Source organism: Lactobacillus crispatus, assembly GCF_018987235.1.
Classification (GTDB): domain Bacteria; phylum Bacillota; class Bacilli; order Lactobacillales; family Lactobacillaceae; genus Lactobacillus; species Lactobacillus crispatus.
Genome location: NZ_CP072197.1, coordinates 2,185,734 through 2,207,879 on the forward strand (window position 1 = coordinate 2,185,734; position 22,146 = coordinate 2,207,879).

The window sequence follows — 22,146 nt, forward strand, 5'->3', positions numbered from 1 at the left end:
TATCAATACTTTATGTTGTATGTCAATTTTGACATAGCCACTAAATATTGTTAACCTCGTTTTATGTTAAAAATCATTTGATGGAGAGAGGATCAATTTTATGAATAAAAAAGTCAAAAAATTACTATCTATTGGTGTGCTTGCATTGAGTTTAGGTGCAATTTTAACCGCCTGCTCTGGTAAAAAACAGGGTGCAAGCAATAATAAATCAAGCGATGCCAAGCACTCTATTGCATTAATTACTGACGGTAATGGTGTAAATGATAACTCTTTTAACCAATCTGCTTGGGAAGGATTTCAAAGTTATGGCAAAGAGCACAACTTGAGCCGCGGTCGAAACGGTTATCAATATTTTCAATCAAGTAGTGCTGCTGATTTCACTCCTAATTTTGATCAAGCAGCTAAAGCTGGTTATCAAACTATCTTTGGCGTTGGTCACAGTTTAAAAGATGCCGTAGCTTCTGCCGCTAAACGCTATCCTAAAAAGAATTTTGCCATTATTGACGATGTAATCAAGGGACAAAAGAATGTTGTCTCAGCTAATTTCAAGAGCGAACAAGCTTCCTACTTAGCTGGTGTCGTAGCTGCTAAAGAAACCAAAACCAACACGGTTGGCTTCATCGGCGGTGCTCATGGCGATATTGTCGACCTTTTTGATGCCGGATTTACTCAAGGTGTTAAAGATCAAGCCAAAAAAATGCACAAAAAAGTTACTATCTTAAACCAATATATTGGCAACTTTACTAGTTCAGACAAGGCCAAATCAATTGCTCAATCAATGTACACCAAAAAAGCCGACATCATCTTCCATGCTGCTGGTGGTGCTGGTGATGGTCTTTTCCAAGAAGCTAAAGCCATTAATCAAACTAGACCAGCTAAAGATAAAGTGTGGGTAATCGGAGTTGATGTCGATCAATCTCATCTCGGTAACTACACTGCTAAAGGCGGACAAAAATCTAATTTTGTTTTGACATCAGTAATAACTGGAGTAAATGTTGCTGTTAAAGATATCGCCAATAGAGCTTATAATAATAAATTCCCTGGTGGTAAAAATTTAGTTTATGGGCTTAAAAACAATGGTGTTTCTATTGAACGAGGACAGATTTCAGCTTCAACTTGGAAAGATGCCCAAATTGCTAGAGCTAATATCCTAAAAGGCAAAATTAAGGTTGCCATTCATCCTAACAATAAATAAAAGCATACTAGTATAGTTTGCTTTTTTATAATTACAATCAATTATTTTTTTGCCTGATCAATATTTTTGTTGACAAAATACGTATTAATTAATAAACTTATTTATAAATTGTTCGGTATTAATATTGTGGAGGACAGAAATAATGAACGTAAAGTTCAAGAAAATTTTATCATTTGGTGTCGTTTTAGCATCAGTTGGCTTGATTCTAACTGCTTGTTCGGGTAAAAAGTCTGGTCAATCAGCCAACAAAGATACTAAACATGGCATTGCCCTAATCACAGATGAAAATGGTGTTGATGATCATTCATTTAACCAAGCTGCATGGTCAGGATTTAAAGCATACGGCAAGGAACATGGTTTAAAACAAGGAAAAGGTGGTTATCAATACTTCCAGTCTAGCAGTGCCGCAGACTTCACTCCTAACTTTGATCAAGCCGCTACAGCCGGCTACCAAACCATTTTCGGTGTTGGCTATCAATTAGCCGACGCAGTCAAGCAAGCAGCCAAGAAGAATCCTAAAAAGAATTTCGTTATCATTGATAGCGTTGACTCTGGGATTAAGAACGTCGCTTCTGCCACCTTTGAAAGCAATCAAGCTTCTTATCTTGGCGGATTGGCCGCAGCTTACACCACTAAAACCAACAAAGTAGGTTTCATTGGCGGTGCTAAGTCATCTATTATTGATTTATTCGAAGCCGGTTTTAAGCAAGGTGTTACTGACGGTGCTAAAGCTCTTCACAAGAAGATTTCAGTTCAAACCCAATACATCGGTAACTTCACTTCAACCGATAAGGCTAAATCAATTGCTCAATCAATGTATGCTAACCGCGCTGATATTATTTACCAAGCAGCCGGTAACGCAGGTAACGGTGTTTTCCAAGAAGGAAAAGATTACAACCAAGCCCGTCCAGCAGCTAAAAAGGTTTGGGTAATCGGAGTTGACGTTGACCAATCTAACCTAGGTAACTACAAGTCAAAAGATGGTAAGAAAGAGAACTTCACTTTAACTTCCGTCTTAAAGGGCTTAGATGTTGCTACTAAGTCAATTGCTAATGATGCTTACAATGGTAAATTCCCTGGTGGTAAGCACTTAGTTTACAGCTTAAAGGGTAATGGGGTTTCAATCACCAAAGGTAATTTAAACGCTAAAACTTGGGCAGCAGTACAAAAGGCTCGTCAACAAATTATTGATGGCAAGATTAAGGTTGCTACTGCTCCAACTAAGTAATTCAGCTGCTTAGTATTTTGAGAACTCTTCGTTTTTTAGCGAAGAGTTTTTCTATAGTTAATTAAGGAAGTATTTATTTACATGAAAGAACAGAGAAATAAAGTAATCGAGATGCGCCATATTGTCAAAGATTTCGATGGTTTCAAGGCAAATGACGATATTAACCTTACGCTCTATCAAGGTGAAATTTTGGCTTTGCTTGGCGAAAATGGCGCGGGTAAATCTACCTTAATGAGAATTTTATCTGGCTTACTTGAACCAACAAGCGGTGAAATTCTGGTTAATAATCAAAAAGTAAATATTAAAGATCCAACTGTCGCTAAAAAATTAGGCATTGGGATGGTACACCAGCATTTCATGCTTATGGATTCATTTACCGTTTTAGAAAATATTATTCTAGGACATGAATCAACTAAGGGACCCGTTATCGATCTGAAAAAGGCAAGAAAACAGGTCCTAGCTCTTGCACAAAAATATGGCTTTGCTATTAATCCAGATGCCAAAATCTCTAGCATTACTGTCGCCCAACAGCAAAGAGTTGAGATTCTAAAGGTACTTTATCGTGGTGCAGATATTTTAATTTTTGATGAACCAACTGCTGTTTTAACCCCACAAGAAATTTCTGAATTTATTAAAGTACTCAAAAATTTAGCTAAAGAAGGCAAATCAATCATTTTGATCACTCATAAATTAGAAGAAATCAAGGCTGTTGCAGATCGAGTTACAGTTATCAGACGTGGTCACGATGTTGGTACTTTTGCTGTTGATCAAGTTAGTGATGAGCGGTTAGCCGAATTAATGGTGGGGCGGCATGTCAACATGAAGCTAACCAAACCAGCACCTAACTTGGGCAAGCAAATTCTAGCAATCAAAAACTTACAGGTAAAAGGAAATCACGGTGCCTTAAGCGTTAAAGACCTTTCCCTTTCAATCCGTGGAGGTGAAATTTTAGGGCTAGCCGGAATTGACGGCAATGGACAAGATGAACTGGTTGAAGCAATCACTGGTTTACGCCATGTTAAGTCAGGGCAAATTTTAATTAATGGTCAAAATTTAACCAACCAAAAAGTTCGCAAAATCACCGAAGCTGGCGTAGCGCATATTCCTGCAGACCGGCAAAAATATGGCTTAATTCTTCACATGTCATTAGCTGATAACTTAGCGCTGCAAACTTACTACCAACGTCCCTTCTCTAATCATGGCATCATTAATCATCAAGCAATCTTGAAGCATGCCGTAGATTTAATTAAAAAATTCGATATTCGAACTACTAGCCCTGCATTGCCAGCTAGCGACCTATCGGGAGGTAACCAGCAAAAAGCAATTATCGCTAGAGAATTAAATAGAAACAGCGATCTAATCATTGCATTCCAGCCCACTCGCGGTTTAGATGTTGGTGCAATTGAGTATATTCATAAGCAGCTTTTAGCTCAAAGAGCAGCAGGAAAAGCTATCCTATTAATTTCATATGAACTTGATGAAATTATGCAATTATCTGACCGGATTGCTGTTTTGCATGATGGTCAAATTTCAGGCGAAGTATTACCTGAAAAAACTACAGATCAAGAACTAGGTCTTTTAATGACCGGTGTTAAGAAAGAAGATGCAACAATTGATTAAAGTTACACCTAAAGTCAAAAATATTCTAGTACCAGTTATCTCAGTAATTGCTGGTTTTATAGTTGGTGCTATTATCATGCTGATTTGGAGCTATAATCCTTTTCAAGCATACAGCTCCATGTTCTCTAGCGCACTGGGCAATATGAATGGTATTGGTGAAACTATTCGTGAAGCTACGCCATTAATTTTTATTGCTATCGGTTTTGCAATTGCCTCAAAAGCTGGCTTTTTTAACATCGGTTTGCCAGGTCAAGCACAAGCTGGTTGGTTGACTTCTATTTGGATTGTATTGGCCAATCCTCAATTGCCTAAGCCAGTATTATTGCCTTTAGCTATTATTGCAGGCGCTATAGCTGGTGCTATTGTGGCAGGAATTGCTGGCTATTTAAGAGCTCAATTTGGAACTAATGAAGTAATTACTACTATCATGCTTAACTATATTGTGCTCTATACTTGTCAATATTTAATGCAACAAGTAATGTCCTCAAAATTAAGAATTGATACCGATACTACTAAAACAATTCCAGCCAATGGCAGCTTAAAGCTTAACTGGTTAACTAGCATGTTTGGTGATTCGCGAATCAATGCTGGTATTTTCTTAGCAATAATTGGACTTATTTTTTATTGGTATTTAATGAAAAAAACTACCGTTGGTTTTGAAATCAAGGCAGTTGGACTCAATCCTTTTGCTAGTCGCTATGCCGGGATGTCTTCTAAAAAGAATATTATTATTTCAATGTTACTTTCAGGTGCATTTTCTGGCTTAGGCGGTGTAGTACAAGGACTTGGTACCTACCAAAACTACTTCACTCAAACAACTAGTTTGGATATTGGCTGGGACGGGCTTTCAGTTGCCTTACTTGGTGGTGGAACTGCAATTGGTATTTTATTAGCTTCACTTCTTTTCTCAATTTTAAAAATTGGTGGTTTGGGCATGCAAACTATTGCCGGTATTCCTTATGAAATCGTATCTATCGTAATTGCTGCCATCATTTTCTTCATCGCTATCAATTACGTCATTGGTTTGCTTTTTAAAACTAAGAAGAACCGCAGTGATTACTACATTCCAACCAGAAAAGAAAAAGGACCCAACAATGGTGTTGATGGTCCAGGTAGAAAAGTAATCGAAGGAGAAAAATAATGAATTTCGTTACAATGATGGCGTTAATTGTTTCATCCACTTTAGTTTATTCTGCGCCTCTAATCCTAGCTTCTCTTGGTGGTGTTTACAGTGAAAACTCTGGGATTGTTAATATTGGCCTGGAGGGTATCATGACCATGGGAGCCTTTGCGGCGATTGTCTTCAACCTAACTTTCGCTTCAACTTTTGGTGCAGCTACTCCTTGGCTTGGCACTCTAGTCGGCGGAATTGTTGGTTTGATTTTTTCATTGCTTCATGCTGTTGCCACAATCAATTTTCACGCTGATCATGTCATTTCCGGAACAGTGCTGAACATCATGGCACCACCTTTAGGTGTTTTCTTGATCAAAGCAATTTATGATAAAGGCCAAACTGAAAATATCACCGCTAACTTCGGCTACTTCAGCTTTCCTGGTTTAAGCAGCATTCCCATCGTTGGGCCAATCTTCTTCAAAAACACCTCTGCCCCTGCTTGGATTGCCATTATTCTTGCTATTTTGATGTGGTGGATTTTATATAAGACTCGCTTTGGCCTACGCTTACGTTCATGTGGTGAAAATCCTCAAGCAGCTGACACAATGGGGATCAATGTCTATGGCATGCGTTATGCAGGTGTATTAATTTCCGGCTTTATGGCAGGTCTTGGCGGTGCCGTCTTTGCTCAAGCAATATCTGGTAACTTCTCTGTTTCTACTATCGTTGGACAAGGATTCATGGCTTTAGCTGCCGTTATATTTGGTAAATGGAATCCAATCGGTGCAATGCTCTCATCCCTTTTCTTTGGTTTTGCTCAAAGCTTAAGTATTATTGGACATCAACTGCCAGGAATCGATCAAATTCCATCCGTTTACATGCAGATTGCACCTTACGTTATTACAATCATCGTTTTGGTCCTCTTCCTCGGCAAGTCAGTTGCACCTGCCGCAGATGGGGTTAACTACATCAAATCGAAATAAGAAAAAAAGGCTGTTTCACATGAAACAGCCTTTTATTTTACACATGTCCACATAGTTATCCACAAGATATAGCGCTTATATGTGGTAATCTTACTATATCTTGTACTAAATAACAGCTAACGGCGTTTTTTCAGTTGGCATTGGAAAATCACTGTTAAGCAATCTAAGCTCATCATCTGTAAGTTTAATCTTTTGTGTTGCAATATTTTCCTTCATGTGTTCTACACTACTTGCCTTAGGAATCGTTAAAACATTGCCATTGCGCATCGTCCAAGCTAGCATTATCTGATGAGGCGTAACGCCATGATCACGTGCAACGATTTTTAAATTACGCGTAATTCTAATAGTATCGCCCTTGCCTGAATTAAATGGTGAGTAACCAATAAAATTCACTCCATGCTCCATTTGCCAAGTCTGCAAATCAAATTCTGTGCCGCGTTCACTAATATTGTACAGATCCTCATTGGCAAAACATTCTTCTCCGCCTGGTACTGAAAAAAGTTCCTGCATATCAGCCGTATCAAAGTTGGATACACCCCAATAGCGAATAAGACCATCCTTTTGCAGTGCCTGCAAACCGCGAATTGTATCAGACAAGCGGTGACTGCCCCGCCAATGTAATAAATAAAGATCTAAATGATCTGTCCCAAGTCGTTTCAGACTAGCTTCTAGACTTCGGCGTTCTAATTCTGGCGTTGCATGGTAGGGATAGAATTTTGAAATCAAAAACAGCTGATCACGATCATATCCCTTAATTGCTTCACCAATTAATTGTTCACTCTGACCATCACCATACATCTCAGCTGTATCAATTACCTTCAAGCCATGATCTAAACTATAACGAATAGCTGCTATTTCATCTTTTTTCTTTTTAGGATCTTCACCTAAGCCCCAAGTACCGATCCCTAAACCGGTTAGCTTTTCAAAATCCATCCTCGCTCACTTCCTTATACTCAAATTCTAACATACTTACTTTACAATTATTTTGCTTTACCAATTGACAAAATGGTCTATTCCATTTTATAATGGACTAGACCATTAAATAAGGAGGATTTATTATGAAAGTTATTGTTACTGAAAACAAAATTCAAGGTGGAGCAAAGGCATTCGAGATTTTTGAAAAAGGCATTAAAAATGGTGCTAAAGTCTTAGGTTTAGCAACTGGCTCAACCCCTGAAACACTTTACCAAAATTGGGTACAAAGTGATCTTAATTGTGAAGACCTCACTAGCATCAACCTCGATGAATATGTAGGCTTAACCCCAGATAATCCTCAAAGTTATCACTACTTTATGCAAAAGCACTTATTTGACCAAAAGCCATTCAAGAAGACTTACGTTCCAGATGGTATGGCAAAAGATATTCCAGCATTCTGCAAAGAATACGACCAAATTATTAAGGACAATCCTATCGACATCCAATTATTAGGTATCGGTCGTAACGGCCACATCGCCTTCAACGAACCAGGTACTCCATTCGACATTGGTACTCACGAAGTTAAATTAACCGAAAATACTATCAAAGCTAACGCTCGCTTCTTTGATAGCATCGATGAAGTGCCAAAGAGTGCGATCTGCATGGGTACTGCTAATATTATGCAATCAAAGAAGATCGTTTTAATGGCCTTTGGCGAAAAGAAAGCTCAAGCAATTAAAGAAATGATTGAAGGACCAGTCACTGAACAAGTACCTGCATCCATTTTACAAAAACACCCTGATGTAACTGTTATTGTTGATAAGGCTGCAGCTCAAGAGCTAGACGACAAATACAAGAACTAAATGACAATTTATCTCTAAAAATAAAAGGCTAGGCTTTCTACAATCGTAGAAGACCTAGCTATTTTTGTTAATTTTAAATCAAATATGTTTTATACTAATTAGTCCCTGAATTGTCAAATTAAGTGCAACAGTTAGGCTATGAGGAAATATATTGCTTGAAGAGTTCTTCTGCTGTGTGATATTGAAGGATTCGACGATGTTTGCGGTTAATGGCATCAGTTGCCTGTTGAACATAAGCAGCTGACTTATCTTTCATGCTTTTGCCTTTAGGGAAGAATTGACGCAGAAGTCCATTGCAGTTCTCATTGGTGCCTCTTTCCCATGGAGAATATGGGTGGGCGAAGTAGATCTGGCAGCCTTTGATCTTGGTCATATCCGCAAACTCAGAGCCATTGTCAAACGTGATCGATTTAAACCAGGCAGGATGTCTGTCAATCTCATTTTGAAGCAGCCTTTGGCATGTGCTTGCCCGATAGTCAGGAATCTTGATAACTACTTCAAAGCGTGTGGTTCTTTCGGTCAAAGTCATTAAAGCAGGCTGATTCTTGCGTCTGACGCCTTTAACCAGATCTCCTTCCCAGTGCAGCGGCGTTTTTCTGTCTTCAATCTCTTTAGGACGCTGTTCAATGGAATTGCCAAGATTCTTCTTGTGCAAAGCATGACCGCTCTGGCCGTGATGACGCTTGTTCCTGCGTCTTTTGAGCTTCATAGGCAGATCAATATTGCTTATGTCCAGCAAGCCCTGATCAATATAGCGATAGACAGTTGGTGTGCTGGGACAAGGGTAGCCTGGCATAGTCCTTTTGAATTCACCAACGAATTCATCGATGCTGGTGGCATCAAATTTAGCTTTGAAGCGTCTGGAGAGCATTCTCAAAAAGACAGCATAATGCTTCAATGGATTGCGCTGATAGCAGTTTTTGCGACGCTTCTCATAATAAAGCTGTGCAGTATCAGCGTAATAGTGCTCATACAATAAATAGCTGCTGTCTCTTTGCAGGACGCTTCCGCGTTTGATTTCGCGACTGATTGTCGACTTATGGCAGCCGACTTCTTGAGCGATAACAGTACGGGAAGTTATGCCGGAATCCAGCATTGCTTGAATTTGTCCACGTTGTACGCTGGTTAATTGATGATAGTGCTTAGAAATGCTAGAATTTGAATTGGTCATGAAGATCTTCCTTTCTTGATTTTTCGTCACTTCAAGTTTAGGTCTTCATGGCCTTTTTGTTTAACACTTGGTGTTGCACTTCAATTTTAAATCCGGGATACTAATTAGTCCTTTATTTTTAAATAATCTGTTAATTTTTGGGTAATCTCCATTTTTTCTTTTAGCTCATTTAATTTAGGCGAAATTAAACTCAAATATAATAGACTTGAAACAAACATCTCCGAAAATAATGAATTTACTGCTCCAAATCGTAAAAGTTTTTCATTTGTTGGCAAAGAGATTACTACATCAGAGATTTGTCTTAAAGGTGATTTTTTCTCTCGTGTAATTAAAACTATTTTTGCGTAATTTTTTCTAGCCTGCTTAGCCATTAATAGTGGTTCCTGTGTCATTCCACTATAAGAAAAAATAATCAAAACATCATTTTTTGTGATATTTGTAATTCCCTCTAAGGCAATGTGTGAACTTCTTATAAAAGTGACCTCTTTGCCACTACGAAATAACTTATCAAAAAAATCTTCTGCGGCTAACCCTGAAGCTCCTTCACCAGCAATAAATACCACTCTCGCTTTATCAATCAATTCAACAGCTTGGTTCAGTTCTTCATGATCGATAGATCTGCCCAGGTCAACAAGATTTTTGCTTAAACTAGTTTGCAACTTAAATAGTACACTTGTAGGGTTATCATTTTCAGTTATAATCGTTTCAATTTGATTATTAATTTTTACCGGTTGTTCCTGAGCACAAGCTATTTGAAAGTCTTTAAAACCCTTAAAGCCTAAATTCTTACAAAATCGAATTACAGACGCACCACTAGTTTTAGTAATATCGCCTAGTTCTTTAATATTTTTACTTAAAAAAATACTAGGATTTTTTAAATAGGTATCTGCTATAAGAGCTGAAGTTTTATTAAAAGTTGGATATGCATTAGAAATTTTGCTGGTTAAGTTAGACATACAGATCATCCCCTAATCTATTTTTTTAAATACAATCTTAGTTTGATCATCAATATAGTTTAACAAATTAACATATTCAGGTGTAACCCAGCCTATCACATTACTACGTACTTCAAACGGTAAATCTTGTTTAACAATATCTATTTCTCCACTGTATCGCTGGGCTAATTTATTTTGCATAATAATAGAACCTTTTCTTCGATTTAATGCATGTTCAATTGCCACACCAGGTGTACGAGGGCAAGTTAAACGGACGATATTCTCAGGAATATCTTTACGTATCTCAAATTTTTGATCATATAAAGTTTGGTACTTTTTCAAAAGATGACACTCAATATTCATGACACCATTTTGTTGAAAATCATGAATATATCTTAATTGTTTAATCGAGGCACGACTATCACCAATAAAAATATCGTCAACATTAGCTTCTTGCATCAATTCAACTGCAGCAACATACGGTAACTGTCCACGGTGTTTTTCAACTGTTGGTAGACCTTCATATAAAGGGAAACGCTTGATTTCATCCCCTGGTACAAAAGCTTGTGTACGTAAACCTAAATCTTTAAAAAGCCAATTTTTACGTTTAAAATCATCCCACCCCATACCAGTATCCGTATGAGGATAAAAGTTATAAGTTAAAGTTAATTTATTTAAATCTACATTTGCTTCTTTAGCTGTCTCAATATATTTGGGTGTAACAACACTAGCATTTAACAAAATATTGAAATCTTCTTGTAGCCTTTTTACCAATTTAAAATCATCAAAACCATAATCTAGTCTTAAAGCTTTAAATCCTTTTTCTTTCAATGCTTTAAAATTGTTTTTAGGTATATCTAATCGTTCTAAAGTAACAGGTGATACATCTGGTATTACTTCAAGTTTTAAGTCATTACATAATTTGAAAAATTTAGGTAATTTTTGATCAAGATTAGAATAATCTTCCTCAGGAATTTGCAAAGAAGTAAAAACATATTTAGCACCGGCTTTAGCTGCTTCTTTTAAGTACTCCTCATCATAATCACGAAAATAAACGGAAATCCCTAACATCTTTCTTTCCTTTCTGATAAAGAAAAGCCATTCTTGACGAATGACCTTCTTTTTTTAATACTATTTAATTAATTTCTATTTCGAACATTATTTACAGCTGATCTATTTGCTTTAACATACGCTGTAATTTTTTTACCAGTTGAACTGGATAGAAACTTCTTGATTGCTTTATTATGCTTACGAGAAACTACAGCATCATAAATTCCACATAAATCTGCTTTATCTGCATTAGTTTGGTCATCTTTATTCTTTTGAATCTCATTATATCTTTGAGTAACTAAACTGATTAATTTAGCATCATTAGCGGATTGTTTATCATCATTAACAGCGGCAAATGCTAAGCTTGCAATATCACCATATTTAGACAATAAATAATGTCCACCTGCAAAATCATTAGCAGTTGCAATTGTTTCAGGCTTTAAAATAGGTGTATTTCTTTCATTAGTTAACAATATTACCGCAGTATTATCATGTGGATCAACAACAGTCAACGTACCAGTCCAACCAGTATGTCCAACAGTAGACGCATCTGATAATCCTGAGAATGCCCATCCATAAGCATTACTTGCTTGTCGTCTCCAACCTAAACCATAACTAGAATTAGTTGATTTAGGCTTAATAAATTCATCAAGTGTATCTTCATCAAATACTTGATGATTACCATATCCACCACGATTTATTACCATTTGGGCAAGAACAGCTAAATCTGAAGCATTTCCAAATAGGCCAGCATGTCCACTTACACCATGCATTGTGTAATATGCCTTCTCATCATGTACTTGTCCTTGTAAAGTATAACGACGAATATTATTAAAACTAATTTGCCCGTCACGACTATTACCATTTAATTCTGTAGCGGCGATATTATTCTTAGTTATTCCTTTTTCTAATGGTTTATACATCAAGTGAGTTAACCCTAACGGTTTATAAATATGGTTTTCTACATATTGGTCTTCTCTTTCACCTGTTATCTTTTCAATAATAAGGCCTAAAAGCATGTAATCAACGTCGGAATAAATAGTTTTGGTACCTGGTTTATACTGTAAAGGCGTAGCAATAATCTTTTCTAGAATATTGTTCCTATCTTGCGTATAAACTGGGGTGGCATCTTTTTTGCGTTTATTAGAATTATTTGGATCATAATTATTATTATGATATTGAGGGTCTGCTGGAAATCCTGCTTGATGCATTAAAATATCACGAATAGTCAGATCTGTTTTACCTTTAATCTTATCACTCGCTTTATCCTTAAAAGTTGGAAAAATAGTATTAACTTTTGCATCAATATTTAATTTTTTCTCTGATACTAGCTTCTGAATCGCCATATTGGTTGCCCACATCTTTGTGTTTGAAGCTAAGTCATATAAAGTTGTATTAGTTACTTTAGGTGCACTTTTAATTTGCTTACCATCTTGCGTATATGCATTTACTCTACCATAAGCAGTGCGCTTGATAATTTGTCCATTATGTATAACAACTATTTGTGCAGATGGATAACCATTTTTAATCTCAGCTTTTATTAACTTATCCATAGCTTTAAAAGTATCGTTATCACGATATTTTTTAGTATTATCAATCAGAACCGGATATGGTAATTTTACATCGATTTTATCACTAGCGGATATTCCTTTTTGAGGTGAAATTTGCAAAGCATTATTACCATTTTTTGTATACTTACTAATATCTAATTTTACCCATTTATTACGACCTACTTTAGTTAATTTAATATTCCGACCGTTAATATATAGACTAAATTTCTTAGGATTATTACTATAAACCCAAACTGAACCTTGACCTTTAAAGCCATAAAACTTTCTATTAATGTTGTCTAATAAAGACCACGTATCGAATCTAGGATTATCATCCTTTTCATCAATAGGAAAACTTTCATTAATTTGATATTGCCCAGCAGGTTCTTGAGAACGTTTACTAGTAGCTGCAAACACTGGCTGATTTATACTATTAGGAATACAAACAACAGATGTACTTGCTAACATTAATAAAGATAAAGCTGCAGTACAACTCTTTGTAACTAAATGCTTACGATTCATAGTATTTCCTCTTCTCATACAGTTAAACAAAATTATTATATTTTTATATCAAATTATTTTAAAACGTCGCTAACATTACTATGATTTTCTGCAAGTAAAGTCTCCGCTTGTTCTTTATTCATTTTTGTTTTAGCCATTACAATAGCCAAACCAACATCTTTATCAGCTTCTTTTAGAACACGTGATGCTTGCTCTTTTGAAATTCCTGTAACAGTACTAATTATTCTCTTAGCTCTTTCTACTAATTTTTCATTAGTTGGAAGAACATCAATCATTACATTTTCATAAACTTTGCCTTGGCGGATCATAATTCCTGTAGAAATCATATTTAAGATCATTTTTTGCGCTGTGCCGGCTTTCATTCTAGTAGAACCAGTAACTACTTCCGGACCAGTTACAGCTTCAATTGCGATTTCTGCATGTTGACCAATCAAACTATTTTTTACACAAGCAATTGCTACAGTAGCCGCACCAACTTTTTTGGCATAGTCAAGACCACCAATTACATAAGGAGTACGACCACTAGCTGCAATTCCTAAAACCATATCTTTTTCAGATAAATTTATTTTCTTTAAATCTGCTTCAGCTAAATCTGGATCATCTTCAGCGCCTTCAACTGCTAAATACATAGCACTCTTGCCACCTGCAATTAAACCAATAGCTCTTTCAGGTTTGATACCGTATGTTGGTACAAGTTCAACTGCATCTAAAACACCCAATCTACCGCTTGTACCAGCACCAATATAAATTAAACGTCCGCCATCATGATATCGTTTAGCTCCAATATCAATTGCCTGTGCAATTTTTTTATCTTGCGTACCAACCGCTTGAGCAATCTTTTCGTCTTCACTATTAATAGTTTTAACCATCTCTAATGTTGACATAGTGTCTATATGTATTGTGTTTTTGTTTCTCTGCTCAGTAGTTAATTTATCAAGTGACATTTATATCAATTCTTTCTTTTATTATTTAGTAATAACATGAAACACATCTTTACCGGCTTCTACTTCTCCATCACTCATTCTCACAACATGATCAACATGATCCATATTTGCAATAATAGTTAATACAACTGGTTCTTTACCAGCTTCTTTGATAGCTTTAATATCCATTGAGCCAATCTGTGTTCCGGCCTTAACTTTGTGACCTGGTTTAACATTAATGATAAAAGGTTTTCCTTTTAATTCCACAGTATCAAGTCCTAAATGCATTAACACATCAAGATGCCCTTTATTTGTTTTCAATGTAATAGCATGCTTTGTATCCATAACAGAATCAATAGTTCCATCAATAGGAGCAATAATTTTTCCATTGCTTGGATCAATTGCAAAACCATCACCTAACATTTTCTTTGAAAATACGTCATCTTTTACATCTTCAAGTTTTTGAAGTTTACCTGTCACAGGTGCTTCAAAAGTAACTTCTACTTTTTCACTAGGCATATTTAAGTTGTCAGCTTTTGCTTCAGTATTTCTTCTTTCTTCAACTGCTTGAGTTGGCTGTTTTACTTCACCTTCCATAGCAGTCTTAGGAACTCCCCAGAAATAAGTGGCAACAAATCCGCCAGCATAGGCACATAATAAACCGATAACGTAACCCCACCACATGTTGTTAGCAATCAATGGGATCAAAGCAACACCTGATGGTCCAATAGCAATAGCTCCGACATGACCAAATGAAGCTACTACAGCACCACCGATACCACCACCAATACATGCAGTGATGAATGGACGACCTAAAGGAAGAGTAACACCATAAATTAATGGTTCACCAACTCCTAAGATACCTACAGGCAATGCGCCTTTAATTAATCTAACTAATTCTTTATTTTTACGACACTTTACCCACAAAGCAATAGCAGCACCAACTTGACCAGCACCGGCCATAGCCAAGATAGGAAGTAATGGAGTATATCCCATCTTTTGAATCATTTCCAAGTGAATTGGAGTCAAAATTTGGTGTAATCCTAACATTACCATTGGTAAGAAGAATAGTCCGAGAAGGAATCCGGCTACAGGTCCACCAACATTTAATACCCAATTAATAGCACCAACTAATGAATTTGAAATCCATCCAGCAATAGGCATAACTACAAATACTGTAAATAAGCCCATGATTAATACTGTTAAAAATGGAGTAAAGATAATATCTACTGAGTCTGCAATGTGCTTGTGGAACCATTTTTCTACATATGACAAAATCCATACAGCAAACAAAACCCCGATGATACCACCTTGTCCTGCAGCTAACGGCTTACCGTCCAAAAAGTTAGGAATAGTAACAGGAGCAACAATTCCTGGTAACAGAACTACACCACCGATAATACCACCGAGGCCAGGTGTAGCTCCAAACTCTTTAGCTGTATTAATACCTACATAAATATTCAAGTAGCTAAATAAAGCACTTGAAATCATACTCAAGATTGTTACACCTAAAGCCCAACTTGCTGGAAGCATCTTGACAGTAAGCATGTTCTTTAAAATACCAGCAACACCTGAGATCAAACCAGCACCAATAAATGCAGGAATCAATGGAATAAAGATGGCTGAAATGTGGCCTAAAGCCTTACGCCACCAGGTTTGCTTAAGCTGTGCTTTATGCTGAGCATGTACCTCAGCTGCCTTAGCTTGTACTTCAGATTTTTCTGACTGATAATCGCTGGTTACATTAGTAGGAAATTCTTCGTTTTCTTTAACTCCTACTTGGCTAACCATATCTTGAGCAACTTTAGCGTTTACCCCGGAACCTAAAACAATTTCCAAAGTATCAGCATCTACCACTCCTAGCACACCATCAATATTTTTCAAACCAGCAATATCTACTTTAGAATTATCACGAATTTTAATTCTAAGTCTGGTCATACAATGGTACATTGATTCAACATTATTAGGTCCACCAATATTAGCATATATTTCTTGACCTAATGTAGAATACTTATCTGCCATGATGTTCTCCTCCTAAAAATAGATTATTAAGCGAGCCGTGTAAGCCCTTACATGAATTATAATAACTCTTTTAAATTAATAATTCAATATTATCTATAAAGCAAACTTTTAATTTTATTTTTGAATTTATAATTCATATTAATTAAAGAGAAATTATCAAAATATAAAGTTAATTTACATAAGTACTTATTTTTTGAGTACTAGAATTATCTGCTTTATTTTTAGATAACTTTATTTTTTAAAATTTTTCTGTTCTAATTGAATTATGTTTCATTCCTATTCGATTTTTTATTTCTACCCTTGACTTTTGAGTGTGAAACATAATTAAAAAATCGCTTGTGTGCCACAATATCTCGTATTAAACTTATTAATTGTACAATATATGGTATTTAAGAAAGAATGTGATTCAAGTTATTGTTTTAAGTGGGCCAATTGGAGCCGGTAAATCCAGTTTAACCAGTATTTTAGCAGAACATCTAGGAACACAAGCCTTTTATGAAGGTGTTGACAACAATCCTGTTTTACCTCTGTACTACAAGGATATGAAGCGTTATACCTTCCTGCTCAATACTTATCTTCTTAACCATCGTTTAGCCCAAATTAATCAAGCCATTCAGGAAAAAAATAGCGTTTCTGACCGTTCTATCTATGAAGATGCTTTGTTCTTCAAGATGAATGCCGATAGCAAGGTCGCTGATCCAACTGAGTTCAAGATCTATGACGACTTACTCGATAATATGATGGAAGATACGCCAGGCAATCCTAGCAAAAAGCCTGATCTTTTAATCTATATCCATGTATCACTTAATACAATGCTCAATCGGATTAAGAAGCGCGGCAGATCTTTTGAACAAATTAGTACTGATCCTGGCTTAAAGGACTACTACGCAAGACTTTTAAAGTACTATGAGCCATGGTACGAACAATACGATGCTTCACCTAAGATGGCAATTAATGGGGATAAGCTAGATTTTGTTTCTAGCATGGATGCTCAAAAAGAAGTATTAAAAGAAATTGATAACAAGTTGCACGAAATCGGCAACTTATAAGACTGAATAAAAAGAAGGAACGTGATGACAGTTATTGTTTTAAGCGGGCCAATTGGAGCCGGTAAATCCAGTTTAACAGGTATTTTATCTAATTATTTAGGAACTAAGCCCTTTTATGAAAGTGTTGACGACAACCCTGTCTTGCCACTTTTCTACGCCGATCCTAAAAAATACGCATTCTTATTGCAAGTATATTTCTTGAACACACGCTTTCACAGCATTAAAGACGCGCTTACTGAAGATAACAACGTCTTAGATCGTTCTATCTACGAAGATGCCCTCTTTTTCCAAATGAACGCTGATATTGGCCGTGCTACTTCTGAAGAAGTCGATACTTACTATGAGTTATTGCACAATATGATGGGCGAGTTAGAACGGATGCCAAAGAAGAACCCAGATTTGCTTGTTCATATTAACGTTTCATACGACACCATGATTAAACGTATTAAAAAGCGTGGCCGTCCATATGAACAATTGAGTTATGATTCAACTTTAGAGGACTATTACAAGCGTCTGCTTCGTTATTACAAACCTTGGTATGAGAACTACGACTATTCACCAAAAATGGAAATTGACGGTGATAAACTCGACTTTATGGCAAATGAGTCTGATAGACAAATAGTCTTGGATCAAATCACAGCTAAATTAAAAGAAATGGGAAAGCTTCCTGAGGATTGGAATAAGTCAACTGATATCCAGATCGAAGCATAAATAAAAACATTCAATTTGCATACGAATGCATTTTGAATGTTTTTTGTTTACAGTGAATTCTTCGCTTTATTCTTGTATAATTTGAAAAAGGTTGTGTTTAAAGGAGGAGTTTTTATGTTATCAACCGTAACTGGTGGACAATGGTTTTTCCCACTTATCATAGTTTGCTTAATTTTGGGCATTGTCGCAATCATCGCTCAAAAGAAAAAGTTAACTAAACTAAAAAGAATAACCGATAACTTTGCCTATACAATATTAGTTATCCTCTTAATCATCGAATGGATTCTATATTTTAAAAAACAATTTGATTTTGTTACTCCAGCAATCTATACCACCATTATTGTCTATCTTCTTGGACGGCAATTATTATCCAAATATCGCTCTTCACTATTGAAAAAATTAGGAAGCAAATATAAGCAACTGACAATTGGACTTGCTACTATTTATATTCTCCTGGTTGCCCTATTACTTTTAATTGGATCTAAATTTTCAACTTTGGGCTGGATCATTGCTGGGTTAGTTATCATAATCTTTAGCTTCGCTAGCTATATCATCGAAAAAGCCAAACAATAATTTCCCAGGAAATAATAAATCGCATAGAGCTTCTATGCGATTTATTATTTATTCAATTTTTGCTAATGCTTTCGCAACCCCATCATGATTGTTATCAGCAGTAATTTGTGCCGGAGCAAATTTTTGTTTTAGTTCTGCTGGGGCATTACCCATTAAAAATGGATACCCCACTTCTTCCAACATATCTTCATCGTTATAGTTATCGCCAAAAGCAATGCAATTTTGCAAGTCTACGCCATATTCTTGAGCAACTATTTTGACTGCACTAGCCTTGCTTACACCCTTTAAAACAATTTCTAATAAATTCTCTGCTGATCTAACAAAAGTTAAATCAGGATATTTAGCAGCTAATTCTGCTTGCATCTGGTCAAGATCCGCTGCTTTTCCCATAATCAAGCCTTTGTGTACACCCTGCAATTTGGCAATTTGCTTAATCGTTGCTGGTGTTGCCTGCACTTGGACAATATTTTCTTCATGCTCAATCCTTGGGCTCTTTTGTTCACTGCAATACCAAACATAACCGCTATAAATATTCCAGGCCGCATCATTGTCTTGCTCATCTACGTAACGGCAAATTTCTGCTGCTTCTTTTGCCTTAAAAAAGCGACTAATAAGCACTTTACCTGTTTCATCAAACGCTAACGCACCGTTATATGCAATAAATGGACAGACCTTCAAAATCTGATTAACAACGGTCATCATGCCTTTAGGCAAACGAGCCGAGGTCGGAATAAAAATATTGCCATTAATAATTTGCCTGCGGATTGCGTCCCGCGTTTTGAGCGTTACCTCTAAATCATCATTAATCAATGTGCCATCAAGATCTGAAAAAATAAGTTGTGCGGACATTCTTTCACCTTTATTTCTTTTTTAATTCTTATATCCTAGGATAATGCTTTATTTATGCTAATGAAAGCTGATTCAATTAAATGCTTTTCCTATCATTTAAAGATAAATTGCAATAAATGCCCAAGTAATGATTAAAATAATTCGCGTTTACAAATTTATTTATCAATGCTAAAGTATAAGAGTTGTGTTCAAGAAGTTAAAACACGAACAATATTTTGGGGAGATAAAATGAATTTTATAAAAAGCTACTTTCAATTAGATAAGTACAAAACCAACATTCGAACTGAATTTATTGCTGGTTTAACTACCTTTATCAGCATGTCCTATATTTTGTTTGTTAACCCTAGCGTACTGGGCGCCAGCGGTATGAATACCGGTGCAGTCTTCACCGCTACTGCTTTAGCTGCCGCTCTTGGTACTGCAATCATGGGGATCGTTGCCAACTACCCGATCGGTGAGGCACCAGCTTTGGGAATCAATGCCTTCTTTGCTTACACCGTATGTATTGGGATGCATGTTTCATGGGAAACAGCCTTGGCTTCAGTTTTCGTTGCATCAATTATTTTCATCTTAATTACTTTATTCAAATTAAGAGAAAAGATCATTGATTCAATTCCAGCTGACTTAAAGTTTGCCATTTCTTCTGGGATCGGCTTATTCATTGCCTTTTTAGGTTTACAAAATGGTAAATTGATCGTTGCTAATAAATCAACTTTGGTAGGTTTAGGATCATTACACGATCCCCTCGTTTGGATCACTATCTTTGGTTTGCTAGTAACTGTCATTTTGATGATCTTGAACGTTCCTGGTGCAATCTTTATCGGAATGGTTCTTGCCGCTATCTTCGGGATCTGCACTGGGCAAATTGCATTGCCACACAAGGTGATTTCTACCGCACCTAGCTTAGCTCCAACCTTTGGTCAAGCTATTTTCCACGTAAAGGACATCAACTCCGTGCAAATGTGGGTTGTTGTCTTAACATTCCTGCTTGTTACTTTCTTCGATACTGCAGGTACCTTAATCGGACTTGCTCAACAAGCTGGTTTCATGAAGAACAACAAGATGCCACGTGTAGGTAAGGCCTTAGCAGCTGACTCAAGTGCGATGGCTGTTGGTTCAATCCTTGGTACTTCACCTGTTGGTGCCTTCGTTGAATCAAGTGCTGGTATCGCCGTTGGTGGCCGTACCGGTTTAACCGCAGTTTTTGTAGCGATCTTTTTCTTAATCTCAATGATTTTCAGTCCATTGCTTGGTGTTTTCACTAGCCAAGTTACTGCTCCTGCCTTAATCATTGTTGGAGTATTAATGGCACAAAATACTGCTCATATTCATTGGAACAAGTTGGAAATTGCAGTTCCTGCATTCTTGATTATTTTAGGGATGCCTCTTACTTACTCAATTTCAGACGGTTTATCATGGGGCATGATCACCTACCCTATCTGTATGCTTGCTGCTAAGCGTGGCAAGGAAGTCACACCGATGATGTGGGTACTGTTTGTAGTATTCCTGATCTTCCTGTGGGTGTTGAATTTTTAAGGAAATAATTAAATTTTGAAAAAGAGGACCAGCCAATTTTGACTAGTCCTCTTTTATTGCGGTTATTTTTCAAGCAAAAAATCAATAATATTCTGATGAATTATCCCATTGCGACTCATATCAAACTTGTCCATTGAAAGGACATATTTTGGATAATTGTCCGCAATGCCATCATATGCACCGAATTCACGTTCGATTTACCTCATTTATTATCGATTATAATCGATATAAATACAAAAATCATCAATCTTATCGATTATAATCGATAAGATTATTAAAAATGGGTGCTTTATCGAATATAGTCGATGTTTTTTGATAACTTAGCCTTTTTTTAGTATTATTCATCAATAAAAAATAAAAGAAGGTAGTCCTGTGACCATTGGTGAGGCATTAAAACAAATTAGACATGAATTATATCTTACTCAAGAGCAAATGTGTGCAGGTGTTGTAACTCGCTCCTTTTACGCTAAAGTTGAAAGCGGAAGAAATAGAATCAGCGCCGATAAATTAACTGAAATTCTATTTGAACACGATATTGATATTACATATTTTTATCAATTGCTTCGCAATACCTATAGCTCCCAATCTAAATTAAAAGATGAACCAGGCTTTTAATAGTGGAAAAATTGAACTAATTGAACAAAATTATCATAAAATTCTTCTTCAATCTAATTCAAGCATTCTAAAACTGAGAGCTATGATTTCAGTAGCTAATCTAAAAGATGAATTAAACTTAATTGATCCCAAAGTAAAAGAAAAGCTTTTCGTTGAATTTGATGAAGGAGCAAATTGGATGACCAGACCTGATTTACTGCGATTATTTACAGATACAATGCCACTATGGGATTCATCTGACTTATCATTTTTTATCGGCAGGCTACTTGCGAAAGTACAAAAGGAGCATAATATACCTGAATTACTACAAGAAAGATATCTTCGCGTCTTCGAGAATTATTTAGCGGTATATTATAAGAAAAATAATCCTGTAAAAACCATAGATGTAAATGTTCAAAAAATATTTGATTATATTCTTAATCTAGAACCTACGGTACATTTCTTGCTTTACAAGATTGCTGCAGTATATTTGCAAAATTTATTTCTTGGTAACAAGGAAGAGGCACAAAAAATTAAAGACGAAATGAAAAAATATGGCTATCAAGATATAGTTAAAACTTGGCCAAAATGATTTTGTATAGTATGTGATACGAAACAACTCGATGCTGATTAATATCCTGTATGATTTAATTATTATTTATAGGCATGGCACAACAGCCGTGCCTTTTTTGAAAGGATATTTATGATCAAAGTTGAAAACCTAACTATCACAACCAGACAAC

Annotated in this window: 20 protein-coding genes; 12 read left to right on the forward strand and 8 right to left on the reverse strand. The window is 36.1% G+C overall.

The genetic code is table 11. The features are described from left to right. Window positions 1-100: 100 nt before the first annotated feature. The 5 genes from J6L97_RS10715 (at window position 101) to J6L97_RS10735 (ending at window position 6,140) form a co-directional block, all read left to right on the forward strand. Window positions 101-1,195, forward strand: a complete 1,095-nt coding sequence (locus tag J6L97_RS10715; RefSeq protein ID WP_057726916.1) for a BMP family lipoprotein — start codon at window positions 101-103, stop codon at window positions 1,193-1,195. Between the two features lie 142 nt (window positions 1,196-1,337). Then, window positions 1,338-2,423: a BMP family lipoprotein gene (locus J6L97_RS10720; protein WP_057726915.1), complete on the forward strand. Its 1,086-nt coding sequence runs from the start codon at window positions 1,338-1,340 to the stop codon at window positions 2,421-2,423. Window positions 2,424-2,504: 81 nt separating this feature from the next. Next, entirely contained in the window at window positions 2,505-4,043 is a 1,539-nt protein-coding gene (locus J6L97_RS10725; protein ID WP_023487779.1) for an ABC transporter ATP-binding protein, read from the forward strand. After that, entirely contained in the window at window positions 4,036-5,184 is a 1,149-nt protein-coding gene (locus J6L97_RS10730) for an ABC transporter permease (RefSeq protein WP_005726928.1), read from the forward strand. Before J6L97_RS10725 ends, J6L97_RS10730 begins: the two co-directional genes overlap by 8 nt. After that, window positions 5,184-6,140 (forward strand): ABC transporter permease, encoded by a 957-nt coding sequence (locus J6L97_RS10735; protein WP_005719946.1) that lies wholly within the window; start codon window positions 5,184-5,186, stop codon window positions 6,138-6,140. Before J6L97_RS10730 ends, J6L97_RS10735 begins: the two co-directional genes overlap by 1 nt. Before the next feature lie 105 nt (window positions 6,141-6,245). Here J6L97_RS10735 and J6L97_RS10740 read toward each other — a convergent pair whose 3' ends face one another. Further along, complete coding sequence (locus J6L97_RS10740; RefSeq protein ID WP_057726914.1) at window positions 6,246-7,073, reverse strand: aldo/keto reductase; 828 nt, start codon at window positions 7,071-7,073, stop codon at window positions 6,246-6,248. A gap of 125 nt (window positions 7,074-7,198) precedes the next feature. Here J6L97_RS10740 and nagB point away from each other — a divergent pair, with 125 nt between their 5' ends. Next, complete coding sequence (gene nagB, locus J6L97_RS10745; protein ID WP_057726913.1) at window positions 7,199-7,918, forward strand: glucosamine-6-phosphate deaminase; 720 nt, start codon at window positions 7,199-7,201, stop codon at window positions 7,916-7,918. A gap of 136 nt (window positions 7,919-8,054) precedes the next feature. Here nagB and J6L97_RS10750 read toward each other — a convergent pair whose 3' ends face one another. The 6 genes from J6L97_RS10750 to J6L97_RS10775 all read right to left on the reverse strand — a co-directional run bounded on the left by J6L97_RS10750 (window position 8,055) and on the right by J6L97_RS10775 (window position 16,094). Continuing rightward, entirely contained in the window at window positions 8,055-9,089 is a 1,035-nt protein-coding gene (locus J6L97_RS10750) for an IS30 family transposase (protein ID WP_123811765.1), read from the reverse strand. 104 nt (window positions 9,090-9,193) lie between these two features. Then, window positions 9,194-10,045, reverse strand: a complete 852-nt coding sequence (locus J6L97_RS10755; protein WP_057726329.1) for a MurR/RpiR family transcriptional regulator — start codon at window positions 10,043-10,045, stop codon at window positions 9,194-9,196. Window positions 10,046-10,057: 12 nt separating this feature from the next. Further along, the gene (locus J6L97_RS10760; RefSeq protein WP_054832968.1) at window positions 10,058-11,095 is read right to left on the reverse strand and encodes a MupG family TIM beta-alpha barrel fold protein; all 1,038 of its coding nucleotides are present in this window, start codon (window positions 11,093-11,095) and stop codon (window positions 10,058-10,060) included. Between the two features lie 68 nt (window positions 11,096-11,163). Continuing rightward, window positions 11,164-13,146, reverse strand: a complete 1,983-nt coding sequence (gene pbp4b, locus J6L97_RS10765) for a penicillin binding protein PBP4B (protein ID WP_057726327.1) — start codon at window positions 13,144-13,146, stop codon at window positions 11,164-11,166. Between the two features lie 53 nt (window positions 13,147-13,199). After that, window positions 13,200-14,090 carry an N-acetylmuramic acid 6-phosphate etherase gene (gene murQ / locus J6L97_RS10770; protein ID WP_057726325.1) on the reverse strand — a complete coding sequence of 297 codons (891 nt, stop codon included), beginning with the start codon at window positions 14,088-14,090 and terminating at the stop codon, window positions 13,200-13,202. A gap of 21 nt (window positions 14,091-14,111) precedes the next feature. Then, window positions 14,112-16,094, reverse strand: a complete 1,983-nt coding sequence (locus J6L97_RS10775) for a glucose PTS transporter subunit IIA (protein ID WP_223876335.1) — start codon at window positions 16,092-16,094, stop codon at window positions 14,112-14,114. 398 nt (window positions 16,095-16,492) lie between these two features. Here J6L97_RS10775 and J6L97_RS10780 point away from each other — a divergent pair, with 398 nt between their 5' ends. The 3 genes from J6L97_RS10780 (at window position 16,493) to J6L97_RS10790 (ending at window position 18,424) form a co-directional block, all read left to right on the forward strand. Next, window positions 16,493-17,140 carry a deoxynucleoside kinase gene (locus tag J6L97_RS10780; RefSeq protein WP_057726323.1) on the forward strand — a complete coding sequence of 216 codons (648 nt, stop codon included), beginning with the start codon at window positions 16,493-16,495 and terminating at the stop codon, window positions 17,138-17,140. Window positions 17,141-17,164: 24 nt separating this feature from the next. Then, a complete protein-coding gene (locus tag J6L97_RS10785; protein ID WP_057726322.1) occupies window positions 17,165-17,851 on the forward strand; it encodes a deoxynucleoside kinase in 687 nt (228 codons plus the stop codon). Between the two features lie 114 nt (window positions 17,852-17,965). Next, window positions 17,966-18,424 carry a hypothetical protein gene (locus J6L97_RS10790; protein WP_054832969.1) on the forward strand — a complete coding sequence of 153 codons (459 nt, stop codon included), beginning with the start codon at window positions 17,966-17,968 and terminating at the stop codon, window positions 18,422-18,424. Between the two features lie 48 nt (window positions 18,425-18,472). On the opposite strand, the gene J6L97_RS10795 is transcribed toward J6L97_RS10790, so the two are convergent. Beyond that, a complete protein-coding gene (locus J6L97_RS10795) occupies window positions 18,473-19,273 on the reverse strand; it encodes a Cof-type HAD-IIB family hydrolase (RefSeq protein ID WP_057726321.1) in 801 nt (266 codons plus the stop codon). A 228-nt stretch (window positions 19,274-19,501) separates the two neighbouring features. On the opposite strand from J6L97_RS10795, the gene J6L97_RS10800 reads away from it, so the two are divergent. From J6L97_RS10800 to J6L97_RS10805, 3 genes are all read left to right on the forward strand, one after another. Further along, window positions 19,502-20,809, forward strand: coding sequence for an NCS2 family permease (locus J6L97_RS10800; protein ID WP_005719937.1), 1,308 nt, complete (start codon window positions 19,502-19,504; stop codon window positions 20,807-20,809). 372 nt (window positions 20,810-21,181) lie between these two features. Further along, window positions 21,182-21,424 (forward strand): helix-turn-helix domain-containing protein, encoded by a 243-nt coding sequence (locus tag J6L97_RS11175; RefSeq protein ID WP_223876334.1) that lies wholly within the window; start codon window positions 21,182-21,184, stop codon window positions 21,422-21,424. Further along, window positions 21,408-21,995, forward strand: coding sequence for an XRE family transcriptional regulator (locus J6L97_RS10805; RefSeq protein ID WP_223876333.1), 588 nt, complete (start codon window positions 21,408-21,410; stop codon window positions 21,993-21,995). The genes J6L97_RS11175 and J6L97_RS10805 overlap by 17 nt, the downstream gene beginning before the upstream one ends. The last annotated feature ends 151 nt before the right edge of the window (window positions 21,996-22,146 follow it).

Coding starts and splice junctions, on each gene's coding strand:
- J6L97_RS10715 (WP_057726916.1), top strand. CDS start 101: ATGAATAAAAAAGTCAAAAAATTACTATCTATTGGTGTGCTTGCATTG.
- J6L97_RS10720 (WP_057726915.1), top strand. CDS start 1,338: ATGAACGTAAAGTTCAAGAAAATTTTATCATTTGGTGTCGTTTTAGCA.
- J6L97_RS10725 (WP_023487779.1), top strand. CDS start 2,505: ATGAAAGAACAGAGAAATAAAGTAATCGAGATGCGCCATATTGTCAAA.
- J6L97_RS10735 (WP_005719946.1), top strand. CDS start 5,184: ATGAATTTCGTTACAATGATGGCGTTAATTGTTTCATCCACTTTAGTT.
- J6L97_RS10740 (WP_057726914.1), bottom strand. CDS start 7,073: ATGGATTTTGAAAAGCTAACCGGTTTAGGGATCGGTACTTGGGGCTTA.
- nagB (WP_057726913.1), top strand. CDS start 7,199: ATGAAAGTTATTGTTACTGAAAACAAAATTCAAGGTGGAGCAAAGGCA.
- J6L97_RS10750 (WP_123811765.1), bottom strand. CDS start 9,089: ATGACCAATTCAAATTCTAGCATTTCTAAGCACTATCATCAATTAACC.
- J6L97_RS10755 (WP_057726329.1), bottom strand. CDS start 10,045: ATGTCTAACTTAACCAGCAAAATTTCTAATGCATATCCAACTTTTAAT.
- J6L97_RS10760 (WP_054832968.1), bottom strand. CDS start 11,095: ATGTTAGGGATTTCCGTTTATTTTCGTGATTATGATGAGGAGTACTTA.
- pbp4b (WP_057726327.1), bottom strand. CDS start 13,146: ATGAATCGTAAGCATTTAGTTACAAAGAGTTGTACTGCAGCTTTATCT.
- murQ (WP_057726325.1), bottom strand. CDS start 14,090: ATGTCACTTGATAAATTAACTACTGAGCAGAGAAACAAAAACACAATA.
- J6L97_RS10785 (WP_057726322.1), top strand. CDS start 17,165: ATGACAGTTATTGTTTTAAGCGGGCCAATTGGAGCCGGTAAATCCAGT.
- J6L97_RS10790 (WP_054832969.1), top strand. CDS start 17,966: ATGTTATCAACCGTAACTGGTGGACAATGGTTTTTCCCACTTATCATA.
- J6L97_RS10795 (WP_057726321.1), bottom strand. CDS start 19,273: ATGTCCGCACAACTTATTTTTTCAGATCTTGATGGCACATTGATTAAT.
- J6L97_RS10800 (WP_005719937.1), top strand. CDS start 19,502: ATGAATTTTATAAAAAGCTACTTTCAATTAGATAAGTACAAAACCAAC.
- J6L97_RS10805 (WP_223876333.1), top strand. CDS start 21,408: ATGAACCAGGCTTTTAATAGTGGAAAAATTGAACTAATTGAACAAAAT.